This window comes from Aeromicrobium endophyticum, assembly GCF_003586285.1.
Lineage (GTDB): Bacteria > Actinomycetota > Actinomycetes > Propionibacteriales > Nocardioidaceae > Aeromicrobium > Aeromicrobium endophyticum.
In genome coordinates this window covers 1,247,086-1,266,448 of record NZ_QUBR01000002.1, presented here as the reverse complement: position 1 = coordinate 1,266,448, position 19,363 = coordinate 1,247,086, and the positions used below count along the sequence as shown (strand labels likewise).

Annotated in this window: 18 protein-coding genes; 17 read left to right on the top strand and 1 reads right to left on the bottom strand. The window is 70.8% G+C overall.

Translation table 11 applies throughout. The annotated features are described in order from the left end of the window. Positions 1-70 precede the first annotated feature (70 nt). From DX116_RS16675 to DX116_RS16650, 6 genes are all read left to right on the top strand, one after another. On the top strand, positions 71-745 hold the full coding sequence (locus tag DX116_RS16675) for a response regulator transcription factor (protein WP_119705320.1): 675 nt from the start codon (positions 71-73) through the stop codon (positions 743-745). Then, positions 742-2,187 (top strand): sensor histidine kinase, encoded by a 1,446-nt coding sequence (locus DX116_RS16670; protein WP_119705319.1) that lies wholly within the window; start codon positions 742-744, stop codon positions 2,185-2,187. Before DX116_RS16675 ends, DX116_RS16670 begins: the two co-directional genes overlap by 4 nt. 85 nt (positions 2,188-2,272) lie before the next feature. Further along, positions 2,273-3,652, top strand: coding sequence for a trigger factor (tig, locus tag DX116_RS16665; protein WP_119705318.1), 1,380 nt, complete (start codon positions 2,273-2,275; stop codon positions 3,650-3,652). Positions 3,653-3,739: 87 nt separating this feature from the next. Further along, a complete protein-coding gene (locus DX116_RS16660; protein ID WP_119705317.1) occupies positions 3,740-4,996 on the top strand; it encodes an esterase/lipase family protein in 1,257 nt (418 codons plus the stop codon). 49 nt (positions 4,997-5,045) lie between these two features. Beyond that, positions 5,046-5,507 (top strand): SRPBCC family protein, encoded by a 462-nt coding sequence (locus tag DX116_RS16655; protein ID WP_119705316.1) that lies wholly within the window; start codon positions 5,046-5,048, stop codon positions 5,505-5,507. After that, positions 5,507-5,980: an SRPBCC family protein gene (locus DX116_RS16650; protein ID WP_119705315.1), complete on the top strand. Its 474-nt coding sequence runs from the start codon at positions 5,507-5,509 to the stop codon at positions 5,978-5,980. Before DX116_RS16655 ends, DX116_RS16650 begins: the two co-directional genes overlap by 1 nt. A 206-nt stretch (positions 5,981-6,186) precedes the next feature. On the opposite strand, the gene DX116_RS16645 is transcribed toward DX116_RS16650, so the two are convergent. Further along, positions 6,187-6,924, bottom strand: coding sequence for a GntR family transcriptional regulator (locus DX116_RS16645; RefSeq protein ID WP_119705314.1), 738 nt, complete (start codon positions 6,922-6,924; stop codon positions 6,187-6,189). Between the two features lie 135 nt (positions 6,925-7,059). Here DX116_RS16645 and DX116_RS16640 point away from each other — a divergent pair, with 135 nt between their 5' ends. The 11 genes from DX116_RS16640 to DX116_RS16590 all read left to right on the top strand — a co-directional run bounded on the left by DX116_RS16640 (position 7,060) and on the right by DX116_RS16590 (position 19,354). Next, positions 7,060-7,959, top strand: coding sequence for a TIM barrel protein (locus DX116_RS16640; RefSeq protein ID WP_233556846.1), 900 nt, complete (start codon positions 7,060-7,062; stop codon positions 7,957-7,959). Between the two features lie 26 nt (positions 7,960-7,985). After that, positions 7,986-8,909: a 5-dehydro-2-deoxygluconokinase gene (iolC, locus tag DX116_RS16635; protein ID WP_119705699.1), complete on the top strand. Its 924-nt coding sequence runs from the start codon at positions 7,986-7,988 to the stop codon at positions 8,907-8,909. After that, positions 8,906-9,817 carry a Cgl0159 family (beta/alpha)8-fold protein gene (locus DX116_RS16630; protein WP_119705312.1) on the top strand — a complete coding sequence of 304 codons (912 nt, stop codon included), beginning with the start codon at positions 8,906-8,908 and terminating at the stop codon, positions 9,815-9,817. The genes iolC and DX116_RS16630 overlap by 4 nt, the downstream gene beginning before the upstream one ends. Continuing rightward, positions 9,814-10,701: a 5-deoxy-glucuronate isomerase gene (iolB, locus tag DX116_RS16625; protein ID WP_119705311.1), complete on the top strand. Its 888-nt coding sequence runs from the start codon at positions 9,814-9,816 to the stop codon at positions 10,699-10,701. The genes DX116_RS16630 and iolB overlap by 4 nt, the downstream gene beginning before the upstream one ends. Then, entirely contained in the window at positions 10,701-12,674 is a 1,974-nt protein-coding gene (gene iolD / locus DX116_RS16620; protein WP_119705310.1) for a 3D-(3,5/4)-trihydroxycyclohexane-1,2-dione acylhydrolase (decyclizing), read from the top strand. The genes iolB and iolD overlap by 1 nt, the downstream gene beginning before the upstream one ends. Then, on the top strand, positions 12,671-14,167 hold the full coding sequence (locus DX116_RS16615) for a CoA-acylating methylmalonate-semialdehyde dehydrogenase (RefSeq protein ID WP_119705309.1): 1,497 nt from the start codon (positions 12,671-12,673) through the stop codon (positions 14,165-14,167). The genes iolD and DX116_RS16615 overlap by 4 nt, the downstream gene beginning before the upstream one ends. A gap of 53 nt (positions 14,168-14,220) precedes the next feature. Further along, positions 14,221-15,183 (top strand): sugar ABC transporter substrate-binding protein, encoded by a 963-nt coding sequence (locus tag DX116_RS16610; RefSeq protein ID WP_119705308.1) that lies wholly within the window; start codon positions 14,221-14,223, stop codon positions 15,181-15,183. Between the two features lie 94 nt (positions 15,184-15,277). Further along, on the top strand, positions 15,278-16,312 hold the full coding sequence (locus DX116_RS16605; RefSeq protein WP_119705307.1) for an ABC transporter permease: 1,035 nt from the start codon (positions 15,278-15,280) through the stop codon (positions 16,310-16,312). Continuing rightward, a complete protein-coding gene (locus DX116_RS16600; protein WP_119705306.1) occupies positions 16,309-17,184 on the top strand; it encodes an ATP-binding cassette domain-containing protein in 876 nt (291 codons plus the stop codon). Before DX116_RS16605 ends, DX116_RS16600 begins: the two co-directional genes overlap by 4 nt. Then, on the top strand, positions 17,181-18,368 hold the full coding sequence (locus DX116_RS16595; RefSeq protein WP_233556844.1) for a Gfo/Idh/MocA family protein: 1,188 nt from the start codon (positions 17,181-17,183) through the stop codon (positions 18,366-18,368). The genes DX116_RS16600 and DX116_RS16595 overlap by 4 nt, the downstream gene beginning before the upstream one ends. Further along, positions 18,365-19,354 carry a Gfo/Idh/MocA family oxidoreductase gene (locus DX116_RS16590; protein WP_147393697.1) on the top strand — a complete coding sequence of 330 codons (990 nt, stop codon included), beginning with the start codon at positions 18,365-18,367 and terminating at the stop codon, positions 19,352-19,354. Before DX116_RS16595 ends, DX116_RS16590 begins: the two co-directional genes overlap by 4 nt. Positions 19,355-19,363 lie beyond the last annotated feature (9 nt).

Sequence of the window (19,363 nt, the reverse complement as noted above, 5' to 3'; positions counted from 1 at the left end):
CGACCTGAAGCACAGGGTGCTGACAGGTCATCTTCAGCGGGACTTCAGCCCGCCTGCGCATGATGGGTCCATGGTCAATCCCGCGCGCGTCCTGGTGGTCGAGGACGACGACACGATCCGCACCGCCCTCGTCGCGGCGGTCGAGTCGCGCGGGTGGGTCGCCTCGGCGATGGCCGACGGCGACGGCCTCGAAGGCGTGCTCGGCACGTTCCGCCCCGACCTCGTCCTGCTCGACTGGATGCTGCCCGGACGCTCCGGGATCGAGCTGGCGAAGGTCGTCTCGGCCACCGGCGACGCCGGGATGATCCTGCTGACGGCGCGCGACGGCGTCGACGACAAGCTGCAGGGCTTCGGTGTCGGCGTCGACGACTACCTGGCCAAGCCGTTCGTCATGGCCGAGCTCGTCGCCCGGATGACCGCGATCCTGCGACGCCGGGGCCGCGCGCCCGGCGTCCTCGAGATCGGGGACCTGCTGGTCGACCTCGATGCCGGGGCGGTCGTGCGGGCGGGGCAGGCCGTCGTCCTGACCGGCACCGAGCTGCGGCTGCTGGCGTTCCTGGCGGGCGAGCGCGGGCGGACGCTGTCGAAGACGCAGATCCTCACCCAGGTCTGGGGGTACGACAGCTACGACCCCAACCTGGTCGAGGTGCACGTCAGCTCGCTGAGGCGCAAGCTCGAGGAGAGCGGGGGGTCGCGGCTCATCCAGACCGTGCGGGGCATCGGCTACGTGCTGCGGGCCGCATGAGGTCGCGCGACCGCTCGGACGGCGTCCGCACCCGCTCGCTGCGCACCCGTACCGTCGCCTCGGTCCTCGTGGTGCTCACGGGCCTGCTGGTGGTGCTGGGCGTCACGGTCGACGCCGCACTCGGCTCACGCCTGCGCGGCGAGATCGAGCAGCGTCTGCAGGACCGCATCGAGACGGCCCAGGCCTTGAGCGGGTCGGTCGACGACGATGCGCTGGTCGACCGCCTGTCGGGGCAGGGCGTCTCGGCGTTCCTGCGGACGTCCGACGGGACGGTCCACACCTCGGGCCCGTCGCCCGAGGAGATCTCCGCCGAGCCCGGTCCGCCTCCGGGCGGCAAGGGACGACCCGCGCCGCGTCCGCCGGAGCCGACCGCCGCGAGCGGCCGGATCACCGAGATGGGCTCGGTGCTGACGCTGGACGCCGAGCTGGCCGACGGCTCGATCGTGCGCGTCGCGGCCGACTCGAGCCAGGTCGAGGCGACCCTGGCCCAGCTGCGGACGGTCCTGGTCGTGGCCTCGGTCGCGACGGTGCTGCTGGCCGCCGCCGTGCTGCTCGTGGTGGTGAGGCGGTCGCTGTCGCCCCTGGACGACATGACCCGGGTCGCCCGGTCCATCACGTCGGGCGACCGCGGGCGGCGCCTGCGCCCCGACCGTCCGCGCACCGACATCGGCCGCACCGCCCTGGCGTTCGATGCCATGCTCGACGAGGTCGAGGGTGCCGAGCGGTCGGCGCTGCGGGCCGAGCAGGGGCTCCGGGACTTCCTGTCGGACGCCGCTCACGAGCTGCGCACGCCGGTCGCGGGCATGCAGGCCGCGGCGGAGAGCCTGCTGCGCAACCAGGCGTCGCGGGCCGAGCGCGAGCAGCTGGCCGTGCAGGTGGTGCGCGAGGCGCGGCACGCGGCGCGACTCGTCGACGACATGCTGCTGATGTCGCGTGTCGACCAAGGGCTCGAGCTCGTGCTCGAGCCGCTCGACCTGGTCGCTGCGGCCCGCAACGCCGCGGACCGGCCGCTGCCGGGCAGCGCCGCGACGGTCGACGTGTCGGGCGAGGCGGTGTGGGTGCTGGCCGACGCCGATCGCGTCGCCCAGGTGCTGGGCAACCTGCTCGCCAACGCCGGCCGGGTCGCGGGCACGGTGCACATCGACGTCCGCGCGGTCGGCGGGCGGGCGGTGGTGGACGTGACCGACGACGGTCCCGGCGTACCGCCGGCCGACCGCGAGCGCATCTTCGAGCGTCTGGTGCGCCTCGACCAAGGACGCGACCGTCACGCCGGGGGAGTGGGGCTCGGCCTGGCCGTCGCCCGCGGCATCGCCGAGGCCCACGGTGGGAGCCTCACGTGCGAGCCGTCGGACGTCGGCGCGCGGTTCCGGCTCGTGCTGCCGGCGACCTCCGCCGCGGACGAGGTCGACGCAGGTGCATTCGGCGTCAATTCGCTCGCATGAGAGACTGGAGGGACGCTTTGACGGCCGACCGCGGCCGCAGCGGGTCAAGCAGACCCCCCACCGAGATCATGCAGGAGTCACCCACGTGAAAAGCACCACCGAGACACTGAGCCCGACACGGGTCAAGCTCACCATCGAGGTGCCGTTCGAGGAGTTCAAGCCCAGTCTTGACGCCGCCTACAAGACCATCGGCTCGCAGATCACCATCCCCGGATTCCGCAAGGGCAAGGTCCCCGCGGCGATCGTCGACCAGCGCGTCGGCCGCGGCCCGGTGCTCGACGAGGCCATCAACGCAGCGCTCCCCGGCTGGTACAGCCAGGCGTTGCAGGACACCAACCTCCAGCCGCTGAGCCAGCCCGAGATCGACCTGTCGAAGTTCGAGGACGGCGAGCCCATCGAGATCACCGCCGAGCTCGACGTGCGTCCTGAGCTGACGCTGCCCGACCTGTCCACGATCGAGGTCACGGTAGAGGACGCCGAGGTCTCCGACGACGACGTCGCCGAGCAGCTCACCGCCCTGCAGGAGCGTTTCGCGACGTTCGCCGAGGTCGACCGCGCGGTCGCCGAGGGCGACTTCCTGACGATCGACCTGTCCGCCGCGCAGAACGGCGAGGAGATCCCCGAGGCCCAGGCCAAGGGCATGCCCTACACGGTCGGCAAGGCCACGATGCTCGAGGGCCTCGACGAGGCCGTCATCGGCCTGTCGGCCGGCGAGACCAAGACCTTCACGACGCAGCTCGTAGGCGGCGAGCTCGCCGGCCAGGACGTCGACGTGACCGTCACGGTCGGCGACGTCAAGGAGCAGCAGCTGCCCGAGCTCGACGAGGAGTTCGCGCAGACCGCCTCGGAGTTCGACACGATCGACGAGCTCAAGGCCGACCTGACCGAGCGCGTCACCCGCGGCAAGCGCATGGAGCAGGCCAACGAGGCCCGCGACCTGGTGCTCGACGAGATCGTCAGCAAGATCGACGCCCCGCTGCCCGAGACCCTCGTCACCGAGGAGCTCACGAGCCGCCGTCAGCAGATCGAGCAGCAGCTCGCGATGGCCGGCGTGCCGTTCCAGCAGTACCTCGACGACGAGGAGCAGACCGTCGACGAGTTCGAGGCCGAGCTCGAGAAGCGCGTCCGCGACTCGCTGGTCGCGCAGTTCGTGCTCGACCAGATCGTCGCCGAGCAGGAGTTCGGCATCGACGACAACGAGCTCTCGCAGCACATCATGCGGCGTGCGCAGCAGTCGGGCGAGGACCCCAACTCGTACATCCAGCACATCATGGAGCACAACCACGTGCCCGAGATGGTCAGCGAGGTGCTCCGGGGCAAGGCGCTGGCATCGCTGGTCGAGGGCGCCAAGGTCACCGACAAGTCGGGCAACGTCATCGAGCTGTCGAAGCTGCGCGCCGACGGCACGATCGGCTCGGACGACGACGAGGCCGCCGACGACGCCGAGGGCGACGACAGCAAGTAGCAGGCAGTCCTCCGGTCCGGCCGGGGTGATCGACGCCTCCCCTCGGGGAGGTTCACATCCCGGCCGGATACCGGCAGTATGTAGAACATGTCCGCCGAGCCCGCACGTACCACCGACGTCGCGGCGCTGGCGCTCGACTACGGCGACCGGCTGATCGTCGGCACGGCCCGTGAGATGCACCAGGCCGTCGCCAGGCGGGTCTTCCGCGCCACCCGCCTGGTGGGCGGACGTGTGCCCGAGCCGCTGCACGATGCGGTCGTCACCTCGGTCTACGGGGCCGTCTCCGGCGTCCTGCGGGTCTCGAGCGGGTCCGTGCGCGCGCTGGCGTCACGAGGCGTCGGACGTCCGGTCGAGTCGAGCCACCGCGGGCGCCTCGTGGTCGCCGCGATCAACGGGCTGATCGGCGACGAGCTGCGCATGCTCGACGATCCCCAGGCCATCACGATGGCGATCCGCGCCGAGGGCGCCGACGTGCCCGCGAGCGGCTGGCCGCTGGCCGAGGCGTTCCGCGGTGCCACCAGCCACCCGGTGATCTTCCTGCACGGCCTGTGCGAGAACGACGAGTCGTGGTCCAACGGGGCCAGGACGATCGGCACGACGTACGCCGAGCGCATCGCCGCCGAGACCGACGGCACGCCCGTCATGGTCCGCTACAACACGGGCCTGCACATCTCCGAGAACGGCAAGCACCTCGACGCTCTGGTCCAGCAGCTCGTCGCCAGCTGGCCCGTCGACGTGACCCGCATCACGCTGGTCGGCCACTCGATGGGCGGCCTCGTGGCGCGGGCGGCCACCAACCACGCGACGGCGGCCGGCGAGACCTGGCAGCACCTGGTGCGCGACGTCATCTGCCTCGGCACGCCGCACGCCGGTGCCAACCTCGAGAAGGTCGCGCACCTCGGCTCGAGGCTGCTGCGGTTCTGGCCCGAGTCGCGTCCGTTCGGCTCGATCCTCGACGCCCGCTCGGCCGGCATCGTCGACCTGAGGCACGGCTACATCACGCGCGACGAGTGGGAGGGCCAGGACCTCACCGGGCAGTGGGGGCTCGACCGCATCGCCGCGGCCCCGCTGCCGCACGCCGAGTACCACTTCGTGGCGGCCACCTTGGGCGCGTCGCAGCGGCACCCGCTCAGCTCGGTGCTGGGCGACCTGCTGGTGCACTTCTCGTCGGCCACCGGCGTCGGACGCAACGGCCCCATCGTCGACGGCGCCCGGTTCGAGTACCTGTCGAGTGCGCACCACTTCGCCCTGCTCAACCACCCGCAGGTCGGCGACTGGATCGTCGAGTGGCTCACCGCGCGCACCCGCGACCCGCTGGCCATCGCGGCTCCCCGCCAGGCTTGACACCGTCCCCGTGCCTCGACAGGCTCGGGCCACCGACCGCAGGAGCAGCATGTCGAACCAACCGCTCATCCAGCACAGCATCGAGATCGCCGCACCGCCCGCCGCGGTGTGGGCCATCGTGTCCGACCTGCGCCGCATGGGGGAGTGGAGCCCGCAGTGCGTCCGCATGACCGTGCTGGGACGCGAGGTCGGGGTGGGCACCCGCACGATCAACCTCAACCGCGACGGCTGGAAGCGTTGGCCCACGAGCTCGCGCGTCGTGGTGTTCGAGCCCGAGCAGACGCTGGCCTTCCGCGTGCCGATCAACCGAACGGTCTGGACGTACGAGCTCGAGCCCAGCGCCTCGGGCACGGTGCTGACCGAGAGTCGTCGGGCGCCGTCGGGCGTCTCGAGGTTGTCGAACATCGCGGTCGGTGCCGCGCTCGGCGGCACCGAGGCGTTCGAGGCGTCGCTGTCCGACGGCATCCGTCGCACGCTCGAGCGCATCAAGGCCGAGGCGGAGGCGTCCTGATGGCAGGTCAGCCGCCCCTCGAGGCATCGCTCGAGATCGCCGCGCCGCCCGAGCGGGTGTGGGCTGCGCTGTCCGACCTCTCGGCGATGCGCCGGCGCAGCCCCGAGCTGGTCGGGACGCTCATGCGCGGCGCACCGCGGGTCGGACGCCGGGCCGTGCACCTCAACCGGCGCAAGGCCGTGGTCTGGCCGACGTCCAGCCGCATCACGCGCTGGAAGGACCCCGCCCACGACGGCGGCCACGGGGCGCTGGCCTTCCGCGTCTGGCCCACCGACGTCGAGTGGTCCTACGAGCTCGAGCCGTCGGCGGCGGGCACCCTGGTCACCGAGCGGCGCACGGCCATGCCCCGCCCGTCGCTGCTGGTGCGCGTCATGGCGCGCTACGCGATGGGCGGCGCCGACCAGCACGACGTCGAGCTGCTCGACGGCATGCACCGCACCCTCGCCGCCCTCCGCACCGACGCCCAACGTTGACGCGTGGGTTACGCCCCGTCGACGCGTGGGTTGTGCCCTGTCGACGCGTGGGTTTCGCCCCGCCCACGCGTGGGTTGCGTCGGCGCAACCCACGCGTCAAAGGTCCGGAACCCACGCGTCAAGGGTCCGGAACCCGCGCGTCAGGGGGGCGGAACCCACGCGTCAAGGGTCCGGAACCCGCGCGTCAGGGGGGCGGAACCCGCGCGTCAGCGGTCGACGAGGGTGAGCTCGAAGGCGTAGAGATCGGGACGGTAGGCGTGGCGGCCGTACTCGACGGCGCGACCGGCGTTGTCGTACGCCGTGCGCTGCATCGTCAGGAGGGGCGCGCCCTTGCGCTCGCCGAGCAGGCGGGCCTCGTCGACGGACGCCCCGCGGGCCCCGATGCGCTGGCGCGCCACCCGCATGACGATGCCGGACGCGCGCAGGTGCGCGTAGAGGCCGGTCTCGGACAGGTCGAACGAGTCGAGGTCGACGACGTCGATCGGGATGTAGTTGTGCATGTGCGCGAGCGGCTGGCGGTCGACAAACCGCAGCCGCTCGAGCGACCAGACGTCGGCACCCTTGGCGAGCTGCAGCTCGCGGGCCACGTCGTCGTCGGCAGCGATCTTGCCGACCGCGATGACCTCGGTACGCGGCTTCTGCCCGGCCGCGCTGAGGTCGTCGAACAGGCTCGTGAGCTCGACCGAGCGACGGATCTTGCCGTGGACGACCTGCGTGCCCACCCCGCGCTTGCGCACGAGCATCCCCTTGTCGACGAGCACCTGGATGGCCTGGCGCATCGTCGGGCGCGAGAGCCCCAGCCGCTGCGCGAGGGCCACCTCGTTGTCGATGCGTTCGCCGGGGGCGATCGTCCCCTCGAGGATGGCGCGCTCGAACTGCTCGGCGATCTGGAAGTACAAGGGCACCGGGCTCGAGCGGTCGAGGGTGAAGGTGGGGCCAGGCATGGCGACAATCTAGCGGCTATGTCCGCTTTGTCCATATGTCATGACAAAGGCTTGACAGTCTCCTGTGTCGTGAGACACACTCGCTCGAGACGAGTTTGTCACGACATATACACAGCACAGAAACGCGAGGACCCCGTGTCGACGACCCTTGAGCCCCAGGGCCAGGCCCCCCTCCGCATCGCCGGTGCACCCATCTCGTGGGGCGTCTGCGAGGTGCCCGGCTGGGGTTACCAGATGCCGGCCGACCGGGTCCTCACCGAGATGCAGTCGCTCGGCCTCGGTGCCACGGAGTTCGGTCCCGACGGCTTCCTGCCCACCGACCCCGCCGAGAAGGCCGCCTTCCTCGAGGGCTTCGGCCTCCAGGCCGTCGGCGGCTTCCTGCCCGTCGTGCTGCACGACCCGGCCCACGACCCCCTGACCGACGTCGACCCGTTCATCGACGCCTGCCTCGCGTCGGGCGCCGGCGTCGTCGTCCTGGCCGCCTCGACCGGCGCCGACGGCTACGACGCCCGTCCGGTGCTCGACGAGCTGCAGTGGAAGACGCTGCTCGCCAACCTCGACCGCATCGCCGACCACGCCGAGTCGCGTGGCGTCGTCGCCGCGATCCACCCGCACATCGGGACGCTCGTCGAGAACGCCGACGACGTCCAGCGCGTCCTCGAGGGCTCGCACGTCGGACTGTGCGTCGACACCGGCCACCTGGCCGCCGCCGGCGCCGACCCCGTCGCGATCACCTTGGCCAACCTCGACCGCGTCAAGCACGTCCACCTCAAGGACGTCGACGCTGCCGCCGCGGCCAAGGTCGTCTCGGGCGAGGTAGCCTTCGCCGACGCCGTCGCGGCCGGCATGTGGCAGGTGCTGGGACAGGGCGACGTCGACATCCGCGCCATGATCGACGCGCTGCGCAGCCACGGCTACGACGGCTGGTACGTCCTGGAGCAGGACGTCATGTTCAAGGACGGCGCGCCCCAGGGCGAAGGACCCGTCGCCGACGTACGCTCGTGCCTCGACTTCGTGAAGGATGCACTGGCGTGACGACTGCCCACCACGAGCTCATCACGATGGGCCGCGTCGGTGTCGACATCTACCCCGAGCAGATCGGCGTCGGCCTCGAGGAGGTCTCGTCGTTCGGCAAGTTCCTCGGCGGCAGCGCGACCAACGTCGCGGTGGCCGCCGCACGCTTGGGGCACCGCTCGGCCGTCGTCACCCGCACGGGCGACGACCCGTTCGGCCGCTTCATCCACCAGGCGCTGCAGGGATTCGGTGTCGACGACCAGTACGTCACGTCGGTGCCCGGCGTGCCGACACCGGTCGTGTTCTGCGAGATCTTCCCGCCGGACGACTTCCCGCTGTACTTCTACCGCGGCCCGAAGGCGCCCGACCTGCACATCAGCGCCGACGAGCTCGACTACGACGCGATCCGCGCCGCCGACATCTTCTGGGTCACCGTCACGGGCCTGTCGCAGGAGCCCAGCCGCGAGGCGCACCTGGCCGCTCTCGAGGCCCGCGCGGGTCATGGCACGACGGTCATCGACCTCGACTACCGCCCGATGTTCTGGGAGTCGCCCGAGGCCGCGACCGCAGAGATCGCCAAGGTGCTGCCCTTCGCGACCGTGGCGGTCGGCAACAAGGAGGAGTGCCAGGTCGCGATCGGCGAGACCGATCCGCAGGCCGCCGCCACGGCGCTGCAGGCCGCGGGCATCGAGCTCGCGATCGTCAAGCAGGGCCCGCTCGGCGTGCTGGGCGTGCGGGGCGACGAGTCCGTCGTCGTGCCGCCCGTCCCCGTCCAGGTCGTCAACGGCCTCGGCGCGGGCGACGCGTTCGGCGGCGCCCTCGTCCACGGGCTGCTGACCGGCGCCAGCCTCACCGACACCCTGTCCGGCGCCAACGCCGCCGGATCGTTCGTCGCCGGACAGCTGTCCTGCGCCGACGCGATGCCGACCGTGGCCCAGCTCGAGACCTATCTGCAGGAGAACGGCCGATGACCGCACCCACCACCGTGACCGCCGCCGACGTGCAGGCGATCACCACGACGCGCGCCACCGACCCGGGTCGCATCGCGCGTCTCTGGGCCGAGCGCCGTCAGCCCGCGCGCGGCCTGGTCGGCCAGAACCCCGACGGACGGCTCATGCTGATCGCCGCCGACCACCCCGCCCGCGGCGCGCTCCGCGCCGGCGACGACGCCCTGGCGATGGGCGACCGGTCCGAGCTGCTCGACCGCATGGTCCGTGCGCTGTCGCGCCCCGGCGTCGACGGCGTGCTCGGCACCGCCGACGTCATCGAGGACCTCCTCCTGCTCGGGGCGCTCGACGACAAGGTCGTCATCGGCTCGATGAACCGCGGTGGCCTCGCGGGGACGGTCTTCGAGATCGACGACCGCTTCACGGGCCACGACGCCGCGACGATCGCGTCGTTCGGGTTCCAGGGCGGCAAGATGCTGTTCCGCATCGACCCCAACGACGCCTCGACGGTGCGCACGATGGAGGCCACGGCCAACGCCGTCGCCGATCTCGCGTCGCGCGGCCTCATGGCGATGGTCGAGCCCTTCATCTCGGGACGCGGCGACGACGGCAAGGTGCGCAACGACCTGTCGACCGAGGCCGTCATCCGGTCGGCCACGGTCGCCGCCGGCCTGGCGCCGACCAGCGCCTACACGTGGCTCAAGCTGCCGGTCATCGACGACATGGACGCCGTGCTGGCCGCGACGACCCTGCCGGTGCTGCTGCTCGGCGGCGAGGTCTCCGCCGACCAGGGCGCCCAGCTCGCCACCTGGTCGAAGGCGCTGGCCAACCCTGTCGTGCGCGGCATGATCGTGGGCCGCAGCCTGCTGTTCCCGCCCACCGGCACCGTCGAAGAAGCCGTCGACGCGACCGTGGGGCTGATGCAGCGATGACGACGAACGTGCTGCGATCGGGCGAGGCGGCCAGTGGGCCGTTCGCGCTCGAGATCACCCCCGAGGTCGCGGGCTGGCAGTTCAGCGGCCTGCGCGTGCTCGAGCTCGCGGCCGGCCAGGCCGAGCAGCTCGACACCGGCGACTCCGAGGTCATGGTGCTGTCGCTGGGCGGCGCTGCCGACGTGAGCGTCGACGGTCAGGCCTTCGCGCTCGAGGGTCGCGCCACCGTCTTCGCCGGCCCCAGCGACGTCGTGTACGCGCCCCGTGACGCGAGCCTGACGATCGCCAGCACGGACGGCGGACGCTTCGCGCTGGCCTCGGCGGTCTGCCACGAGCGCCTCGAGCCGGCCTACCTGCCCAAGGCCGACGTGCCGGTCGAGATGCGAGGGGCCGGCCAGTCGAGCCGTCAGGTCAACAACTTCGGCGTCCCCGGCGTGCTCGACGCGGTCAACATGATCGCGTGCGAGGTGCTGACGCCCGGCGGCAACTGGTCGTCGTACCCGCCGCACAAGCACGACGAGGAGCGCGACGGCGAGACTGCGCTCGAGGAGATCTACTACTTCGAGGTCGCCGACGGGCCTGCGGGGCCGGGCATCGGCTTCCAGCGCGTCTACGGCCACGAGAACGCCGACATCGACGTCTCGGCCGAGGTGCGCACGGGCGACGCGGTGCTGATCCCGCACGGCTGGCACGGTCCGTCGATCGCGGCCCCGGGCTACGACCTCTACTACCTCAACGTCATGGCCGGCCCGGGCGACGAGCGGGCCTGGCTGATCTGCGACGACCCGGCCCACACGTGGATCCGCGACACCTGGGCCGACCAGCCCGTCGACCCCCGCCTGCCGTTCGGAACGACCGGATCACCCGGAAAGGGCGACCTCTGATGACCATCCTCACCGTCGCACAGGCGACCGTCCGCTTCCTCGAGGCCCAGTACACCGAGCGCGACGGCGTCGAGCGCCCGTTCTTCGCCGGCTGCTGGGGCATCTTCGGCCATGGCAACGTCGCCGGCGTGGGCCAGGCACTGCTCGAGCGCGAGCTCTCGGACGATCCGTCGCATCTGCGCTTCTTCCACGGCCGCAACGAGCAGGCGATGGTGCACGCCGCCGTCGCGTACGCCCGTCAGCGCGATCGCCTCGTGGCGATGGCCGTCACGGCATCCGTCGGCCCCGGCGCCACCAACATGCTCACGGGCGCGGCCCTGGCCACGATCAACCGCCTGCCCGTCCTGCTGCTGCCCGGTGACACCTTCGCCACCCGGGTCGCCAGCCCCGTGCTGCAGGAGCTCGAGAACACCCAGCAGGGTGATATCTCTGTCAACGACGCCTTCCGTCCCGTCTCGGCCTACTTCGACCGGGTCAACCGTCCCGAGCAGCTCGCGTCCGCGCTGCTGCACGCGACCCGCATCCTGACCGATCCGGCCGAGACCGGCGCCGTGACGCTCGCGCTGCCGCAGGACGTCCAGGCCGAGTCGTACGACTTCCCCGACGAGCTGTTCGCCAAGCGCGTGTGGCACGTCGCGCGCCCGGTGCCCGAGCCGTCCGCCCTCGACCGGGCCGTCGCGGCGATCCGCTCCGCCCGCAAGCCCTTGGTCGTGGCCGGCGGAGGCGTGACCTACTCGCAGGCCAACGACGCGCTGCGCACCTTCGTCGAGGCCACCGGCATCCCGGTCGGCGAGTCGCAGGCCGGCAAGGGCGCGCTGCCCTACGACCACCCGCTGTCGGTCGGCGCGATCGGTGCCACCGGCACGACCGCCGCCAACGCGCTCGCCGCAGAGGCGGACGTCGTGATCGGCATCGGCACGCGCTACAGCGACTTCACGACGGCGTCGCGGACGGTCTTCGAGAACCCCGACGTGCGGTTCGTCAACCTCAACGTGTCGGCCTTCGACACGCACAAGCACTCCGCCACCGGTCTGGTCGCCGACGCCCGCGAGGGCCTGACCGCGCTCACCGCGGCACTCGACGGCTGGACGGCCGACGCCGCCCACGGCGAGCGCGCCACGGCCCTGGCGGCCGAGTGGGACCAGATCGTGCAGCGGGCCTACGACGGCGAGGGCGCACCCGCCGTCGCCGAGGGCCTGGCCATCCAGTCGCAGGTCATCGGCGCGGTCAACGAGCTGTCCGACCCCCGCGACGTCGTGCTGTGCGCGGCCGGCTCGATGCCCGGTGACCTGCACAAGCTGTGGCGCACCCGCGACCGCAAGGGCTACCACGTCGAGTACGGCTTCAGCTGCATGGGCTACGAGATCGCCGGCGGCCTCGGGGTCAAGATGGCGGCGCTCGACCAGGCGCACGACGGCGACGACGCCGACCGCGACGTGTTCGTCATGGTCGGCGACGGCTCGTACCTGATGATGAACACCGAGCTCGTCACGGCCGTGGCCGAGGGCGTCAAGGTCATCGTCGTGCTGGTGCAGAACCACGGCTACGCCTCGATCGGCGCGCTGTCGCAGTCGCTGGGCTCGCAGCGCTTCGGCACCGCCTACCGCTACCGGGCCGCCGACGGCAGGCTCGACGGCGCGAAGCTGCCGGTCGACCTGGCCGCCAACGCCGCCAGTCTCGGCGCCGACGTGCTGGCGGTCCACGGCATCGACGAGTTCCGCGCCGCGGTGCTCACGGCCAAGGCGTCCACCCGCACCACCGTCATCCACGTCGAGACCGATCCGTTGGTCCCGGCCCCCGACAGCCCCGCGTGGTGGGACGTGCCGGTCTCCGAGGTCTCGGTGCTCGAGTCGACCCAGCAGGCCCGCGCCGTCTACGACGACCACAAGACCCGCCAGCGTCCGTACCTGACGCCGGCCCCCGACCAGACCGCCTCCACCGTGAAGACGGCCACTCCAGAGGAACTCTCATGACTCAGTACGACCACTACGTCGACGGCGCACCGTTCCAGGGCGAGAGCGACCGCTTCGGCGACGTCTACGACCCCGCCCGCGGCATCGCGAAGTCCCAGGTGCGGCTCGCGACCTCCGCCGACGTCGACGCCGTCGTCGTCTCGTCGGCGAAGGCCTTCGAGACGTGGAGCGAGACCTCGGTGACGGCGCGCTCGCGCATCATGTTCGACTTCCGCCAGCTGCTGGTCGAGCACGAGGACGAGCTCGCCGCGATCATCAGCTCCGAGCACGGCAAGACGATCGACGACGCCAAGGGCGAGGTCGTCCGCGGCCGCGAGGTCGTCGAGTTCGCCGCGGGCATCCCGCAGCTGCTCAAGGGCGAGTACAGCGACCAGGTCTCGGGCAACATCGACTCGCACACCTTCCGCCAGCCGATCGGCGTCGTCGTGGGCATCACGCCGTTCAACTTCCCGATCATGGTGCCGCTGTGGATGCACCCCGTCGCGATCGCCTGCGGCAACACCTTCGTGCTCAAGCCGTCCGAGCGGGTGCCCGGTGCGTCCGACCTGGTCGCGCGCCTCTACACCGAGGCCGGCCTGCCCGACGGCGTGTTCAACGTCGTCCACGGCGACAAGGTCGCGGTCGACGCGATCCTCGAGCACCGCGACGTCGCCGGCGTCTCGTTCGTCGGCTCCACGCCGATCGCCAAGTACGTGCACGAGAACGCGAGCCGCACCGGCAAGCGCGTGCAGGCCCTCGGCGGCGCCAAGAACCACGCCGTCGTGATGCCCGACGCCGACCTCGACTTCGCCGCCGACCACATCGTGGCCGCGGGCTACGGCTCGGCCGGGCAGCGCTGCATGGCCATCTCGGCCGTCGTCGCGGTCGGTCCGACCGCCGACACCCTCGTCGAGAAGATCCGCGAGCGCTCGACCGACCTGAAGGTCAGCGTCGGCACCGACCCGGACGCCGAGATGGGCCCGGTCGTGACCAAGGCCTCGCGCGACCGCATCGTCGACTACATCGGCCAGGGCGAGGCGGCCGGCGCGACCGTGGTCGTCGACGGCCGCGACCTGGTGGTCGACGACTACGAGGAGGGCTTCTTCGTGGGCCCCTCGCTGCTCGACCAGGTCACCCCTGACATGTCGGTCTACACCGACGAGATCTTCGGACCCGTGCTCACCGTGCTGCGGGTTCCGACGCTGGACGCCGCGATCGAGCTCATCAACTCGAATCCGTACGGCAACGGCACAGCAGTGTTCACTTCCTCGGGTGAGGTGGCACGGACTTTCCAGCGGAAGGTCCATGTGGGCATGATCGGCATCAACGTGCCGGTCCCGGTCCCCATGGCCTTCCACTCCTTCGGGGGCTGGAAGGACTCACTGTTCGGCGATCATCACATCCATGGTCCCGAAGGCGTGAGGTTCTACACGCAGGCGAAGGTCGTCACCACCCGGTGGCCCCACGTCAGCGAGGAATCGCTCGCCCAGCTCAACTTCCCGACGGCCCAATAGCCCTACTCCTTCCGGCGCCGGGAACAACCCAAGAGAACAGGAACACACCCACCATGAAGAAGATCAAGATCGTCGGTGCGATCCTCGCTGCCGGCACCCTGCTGGCCGCGTGCAGCGGCACGGGCAGCGACAGCGGAACGGCCGACACGGCCAAGAAGGACTACACGTACGCCGTCATCACGCACGGCGCGCCCGGCGACGCGTTCTGGGACCGGGTCAAGTCCGGTGCCGAGCAGGCCGGCAAGGACTACGGCGTCAAGGTCGAGTACAGCTCGGACGCCGACCCGGCCAAGCAGTCCCAGCTCATCGACGGCGCGGTCGCCGACAAGGTCGACGGCATCGTCGTCTCGATGGCCAACCCCGACGGCCTCGAGGCCAGCGTCAAGAAGGCCGTCGCGGCGGGCGTCCCGGTCATCACGATCAACTCCGGTGTCGACAAGTTCAAGGACTTCGGCGCGATCACGCACATCGGTCAGACCGAGACGATCGCCGGGCAGGCCGTGGGCGAGAAGCTCAAGGCCGACGGCTCGAAGAACGCCATCTGCGTCATCCAGGAGGCCGGCAACGTCGGTCTGGAGGAGCGGTGCAAGGCCGTCGCCGAGACGATGGGCGGCAAGGTCGAGAACCTGCAGGTCGACGGCACCGACGACAACGCCGTCTCGGCCACGATCACCTCGAAGCTGCAGTCCGAGACCGGCATCGACACCGTCGTGACACTCGGTGGCCAGTACGCCATCGACGCCGTCTCGGCGGTCAAGGACTCCGGCAGCAAGGCCAAGGTCGCGACGTTCGACCTGTCCGAGGACGTCATCAAGGACATCCAGGCCGGGACGATCCTGTTCGCGGTCGACCAGCAGCCCTACGTCCAAGGCTTCATGGGCGTCACGGGCCTGTACCTCAAGTCGATCAACGGCAACGACATCGGCGGCGGCCAGCCCATCAACTCGGGTCCGGCCTTCATCACCAAGGAGAACGCCGACGCGGTCCTGAAGTTCGCCGCGAACGGAACCCGCTGACCTGATCCGTGGGGCCCGGCACGTCCGGGCCCCGCGGCTCACCAGCCACCCCCTACATCCACGAGCTCTTCAGCCCACCCAGGGAGCACCCATCATGACCACAGCAACCGTGACCGACGAGCGCATCGCGCGCACGTCGACGGTCACCAAGCTCTTGAAACGACCGGAGATCGGCGCGCTCGTCGCGGCCATCGTGATCTTCGTGTTCTTCGCCGCCACCACGAGCGTGTTCGCCACCGCTCCGGGAGCCAGCACCTGGCTGCGCGGCGCCTCGACGATCGGCATCATGGCCGTCGCCGTCGCCCTGCTGATGATCGGCGGCGAGTTCGATCTCTCGGCCGGCGCCATGACGGGCTTCACCGGCCTCATCGTCGGCGTGCTGACGACCGAGTACGGCCTCAACATCTGGGCCGCGATCCTCGTGTCGCTGGCGCTGGCGCTGCTGGTCGGGTTCATCAACGGGGTGCTCGTGATGAAGACGGGGCTACCGAGCTTCATCGTCACCCTCGGCACCTTCTTCGTGCTGCAGGGCATCGACCTGGCCGGCACCAAGGCGCTCATCGGGCAGGTCGCGATCCAGGGCATGTCCAACGTCCCGTACTACGACTCGGCCAAGAAGGTCTTCGGCTCGGCGGCCGACATCGGCGGCGGGCTCGTGTACGCCTCGGTCTTCTGGTGGCTGGCCGTCACGGCGATCGCGACGTGGGTCCTGCTGCGCACGCGCACCGGCAACTGGATCTTCTCGGTCGGCGGTCAGCAGACCGCTGCACGGCAGATCGGCGTCCCGGTCTTCAAGACCAAGGTCGGCCTGTTCATGACGACCGCGGGTGCCGGCTGGCTCGTCGGCATGCTGCTGCTGTTCACGACGTCGACCGTCCAGAGCAACACGGGCGTCGGCCAGGAGTTCATCTACATCATCTGTGCCGTGGTCGGGGGCTGCCTCATGACCGGCGGCTACGGATCGGCGATCGGCGCCGCCCTCGGCGCGCTGATCTACGGCATGGTCAACCAGGGCATCGTCTACTCGGGCTGGGACAACAACTGGCTCAAGGCCTTCCTGGGAGTCATGCTCCTGGGCGCGGTGCTCCTCAACGAGTGGGTTCGCAAGCGAGCGGAGACGGCACGATGAGCGACAAGAAGACCGAGCAGGCGACCAACGTCGCGGCCCCCGCCGCGGCCGGCACGGCCGTGATCGAGGTCAAGGACATCGGCAAGCGCTACGGCAACATCATCGCCCTGAGCGACGTGTCGACGTCGGTGCGCGCGGGTGAGGTCACCTGCGTGCTGGGCGACAACGGTGCCGGCAAGTCGACGTTCATCAAGATCCTCGCGGGTGCTCACGAGCACAGCGACGGCGACCTGCTGATCGACGGGCAGGCCACGACGCTCTCGAGCCCGCGTGCGGCACTCGAGCTCGGCATCGCGACGGTCTACCAGGACCTCGCGGTCGTCCCGCTGATGCCGGTGTGGCGCAACTTCTTCCTCGGCAGCGAGATCACGAAGGGCTTCGGCCCGTTCAAGAAGCTCGACGTCGACGAGATGAAGCGCATCACCAAGGACGAGCTCGCCGCCATGGGCATCGACCTGCGCGACGTCGAGCAGCCCATCGGCACGCTCTCGGGTGGTGAGCGGCAGTGCGTCGCGATCGCCCGGGCCGTGTACTTCGGTGCCCGCGTGCTGATCCTCGACGAGCCCACCGCCGCGCTCGGCGTCAAGCAGTCGGGCGTCGTGCTCAAGTACATCGCCAAGGCCCGTGACCGCGGGCTCGGCGTCGTGTTCATCACCCACAACCCGCACCACGCATATCCCGTGGGCGACCGGTTCATGCTGCTGCGTCGCGGCAAGAGCATGGGTGACTTCCCGAAGGCCGAGATGACCCTCGAGGAGCTGACGTCGATGATGGCGGGCGGCGCCGAGCTGGAGTCGCTCGCGCACGAGCTCGAGAAGACGATGGGCGCCGACTCCGAGATCGCGCAGACCATGAAGGCCGACGTCACGTGAGCGCACGCCCTGTGACGGGCACGCCCGCGCTCCGCGTCGGGATCGTCGGCTTCGGCTGGATGGGCCAGGTGCACGCCCGTGCCCTGTCCCGTCTGCTGCAGCACTATCCCGATGCCCCGCTCGCGCCGCGACTGGTCGCTGTGGCCGACAACGCGCCCGACGACCGCACGAAGCGGGCGGCCGACGCCTACGGCTTCGAGCACCTGCTGACCGACTGGCGCGAGCTCGTCACGCACGACGAGATCGACCTGGTGTGCGTCACCGGGCCCAACTTCATCCACCGCGACGTGGCGGTGGCTGCGGCCGAGGCCGGCAAGCACCTGTGGGTCGAGAAGCCCGCCGGTCGCAACGCCGCCGAGACCGCCGAGATCGTGGCGGCCGTCGAGGCCGCCGGCGTCCAGGCGGCCACGGGCTTCAACTACCGCAACGTCCCCGCCGTCGACCGTGCCCGCGAGATCGTGGCGTCGGGACGCATCGGCACCGTCGAGCACACCGTCGTGCGGTTCCTGGCCGACTACTCGGCCGATCCGGACGCCGCGCTGTCGTGGCGCTTCCAGAACGAGTACTCCGGCTCCGGCGTGCTCGGCGACCTGGTGAGCCACGCGGCCGACCTGGTGCAGCACGTGGTGGGTCCGATCGCCGAGCTGGTCGTCGACCGCGCGACGTTCATCCCGCAGCGGCGGGCCGCGCTGCCCGGTGCGATGCACTACGAGAAGGGTGCCGGCGACCTCGGTGCGGTCGAGAACGAGGACTACGTCAACGCCCTCTTCCGGCTCCAGGACGGCTCGCGAGGCATCCTCGAGTCGAGCCGCACCGCCGTCGGCGAGCAGAACACGTACGGCTTCGAGGTGCACGGCACCCAGGGCGCCGTGCAGTGGGACTTCCGCCGCATGAACGAGCTGCGCGTGTCGAGCGTCGACCCGTCGGCCGGCCAGCCCTACCTCAACAGCTTCTACACGACCGAGTACGCCGGTCCGGGCGACGGCGAGCTCAGCGTCTTCCAGCCGGGCACCAACAACCCGATCGGCTTCGACGACCTCAAGGTCGTCGAGGCGCGCCGGCTCGTCGAGTCGATCGCGACCGGCCGTCCGGTGGGTGCCACCATCCACGACGCGTTGACCGCCGCCCAGGTGCTCGACGCGATGATCACCTCCTCCGACGAACGAAAGTGGGTCAGCCTGTGAGCCTTCGCGTAGGCGTGATCGGTGCGGGTGCCATGGGTGCCGATCACATCCGGACCATCTCGAGGAGCGTGCCGTCGGCCCGCGTCTCAGCGGTGTACGACTTCAACACCGACACGGCCAGGGCGGCAGCCTCGCCGGTGGGTGCCGACGTCGTCAGCTCGGCCGAGCAGCTCATCGACTCGGCCTCGGTCGACGCGGTCATCATCGCCTCGCCCGACCGCACGCACGCCGACCTGGTGCGCGCCTGCCTCGCGGCGGGCAAGCAGGTGCTGTGCGAGAAGCCTTTGGCCGTCACGGCCGACGAGGCCTACGGGGTCGTCGAGGCCGAGGTGGTCGGCGGACGCCGCCTGCTGCAGGTGGGCTTCATGCGCCGGTACGACCCGGGCTTCGTCTCGCTCAAGCGCACGATCACCGACGGGACGGTCGGCGAGGTGCGGATCGTCCACGCGATCCACCGCAACGCGTCCAGCAGCACCAGCACCGACGATGCCGGGCTGATCACGGGATCGATGATCCACGAGCTCGACACGATCCCGTGGCTGCTCGACGACGAGATCACCGATATCCGGGTCGAGTCGCCCGTCGTGGACGGCTTCCGTGACCCGCAGCTCGCGACGATCTGGACGAAGGGCGGTGTCATGGTCACGGCCGAGGTGTTCGTCAACGCCGCCTACGGCTACGACGTCCGGTGCGAGGTCGTCGGCTCGCGGGGCACCGCCTCGCTGGCACCGGCGGAAGCCGTCAGCACCCGGGTCGCCGGGGTAGACGGCGTCCCCGTGCGTGACGACTTCGTGGCGCACTTCGCCGACGCCTATCGCATCGAGCTGTCGACGTGGGCCGACGAGGCCCTCGCGGGTCGCACCACGGGCCCGAGCGCATGGGATGGCTACGTCGCCAACGCGGTGGCCGAGGCGGGAGTGGCCTCTCTGGCGTCCGGCGCCCGCGAGCGAGTCACGCTGAAGGACCGCCCCGCCCTCTACGCCTGACGTCGGCGC

Bases quoted from the DNA above. Each gene is read 5' to 3' on its own strand.
- DX116_RS16655 (WP_119705316.1), top strand. From the start codon at position 5,046: ATGTCGAACCAACCGCTCATCCAGCACAGCATCGAGATCGCCGCACCG.
- iolD (WP_119705310.1), top strand. From the start codon at position 10,701: ATGACCATCCTCACCGTCGCACAGGCGACCGTCCGCTTCCTCGAGGCC.
- DX116_RS16660 (WP_119705317.1), top strand. From the start codon at position 3,740: ATGTCCGCCGAGCCCGCACGTACCACCGACGTCGCGGCGCTGGCGCTC.
- DX116_RS16610 (WP_119705308.1), top strand. From the start codon at position 14,221: ATGAAGAAGATCAAGATCGTCGGTGCGATCCTCGCTGCCGGCACCCTG.
- DX116_RS16600 (WP_119705306.1), top strand. From the start codon at position 16,309: ATGAGCGACAAGAAGACCGAGCAGGCGACCAACGTCGCGGCCCCCGCC.
- DX116_RS16645 (WP_119705314.1), bottom strand. From the start codon at position 6,924: ATGCCTGGCCCCACCTTCACCCTCGACCGCTCGAGCCCGGTGCCCTTG.
- DX116_RS16615 (WP_119705309.1), top strand. From the start codon at position 12,671: ATGACTCAGTACGACCACTACGTCGACGGCGCACCGTTCCAGGGCGAG.
- iolC (WP_119705699.1), top strand. From the start codon at position 7,986: ATGGGCCGCGTCGGTGTCGACATCTACCCCGAGCAGATCGGCGTCGGC.
- DX116_RS16605 (WP_119705307.1), top strand. From the start codon at position 15,278: ATGACCACAGCAACCGTGACCGACGAGCGCATCGCGCGCACGTCGACG.
- DX116_RS16675 (WP_119705320.1), top strand. From the start codon at position 71: ATGGTCAATCCCGCGCGCGTCCTGGTGGTCGAGGACGACGACACGATC.
- DX116_RS16670 (WP_119705319.1), top strand. From the start codon at position 742: ATGAGGTCGCGCGACCGCTCGGACGGCGTCCGCACCCGCTCGCTGCGC.
- DX116_RS16650 (WP_119705315.1), top strand. From the start codon at position 5,507: ATGGCAGGTCAGCCGCCCCTCGAGGCATCGCTCGAGATCGCCGCGCCG.
- iolB (WP_119705311.1), top strand. From the start codon at position 9,814: ATGACGACGAACGTGCTGCGATCGGGCGAGGCGGCCAGTGGGCCGTTC.
- DX116_RS16630 (WP_119705312.1), top strand. From the start codon at position 8,906: ATGACCGCACCCACCACCGTGACCGCCGCCGACGTGCAGGCGATCACC.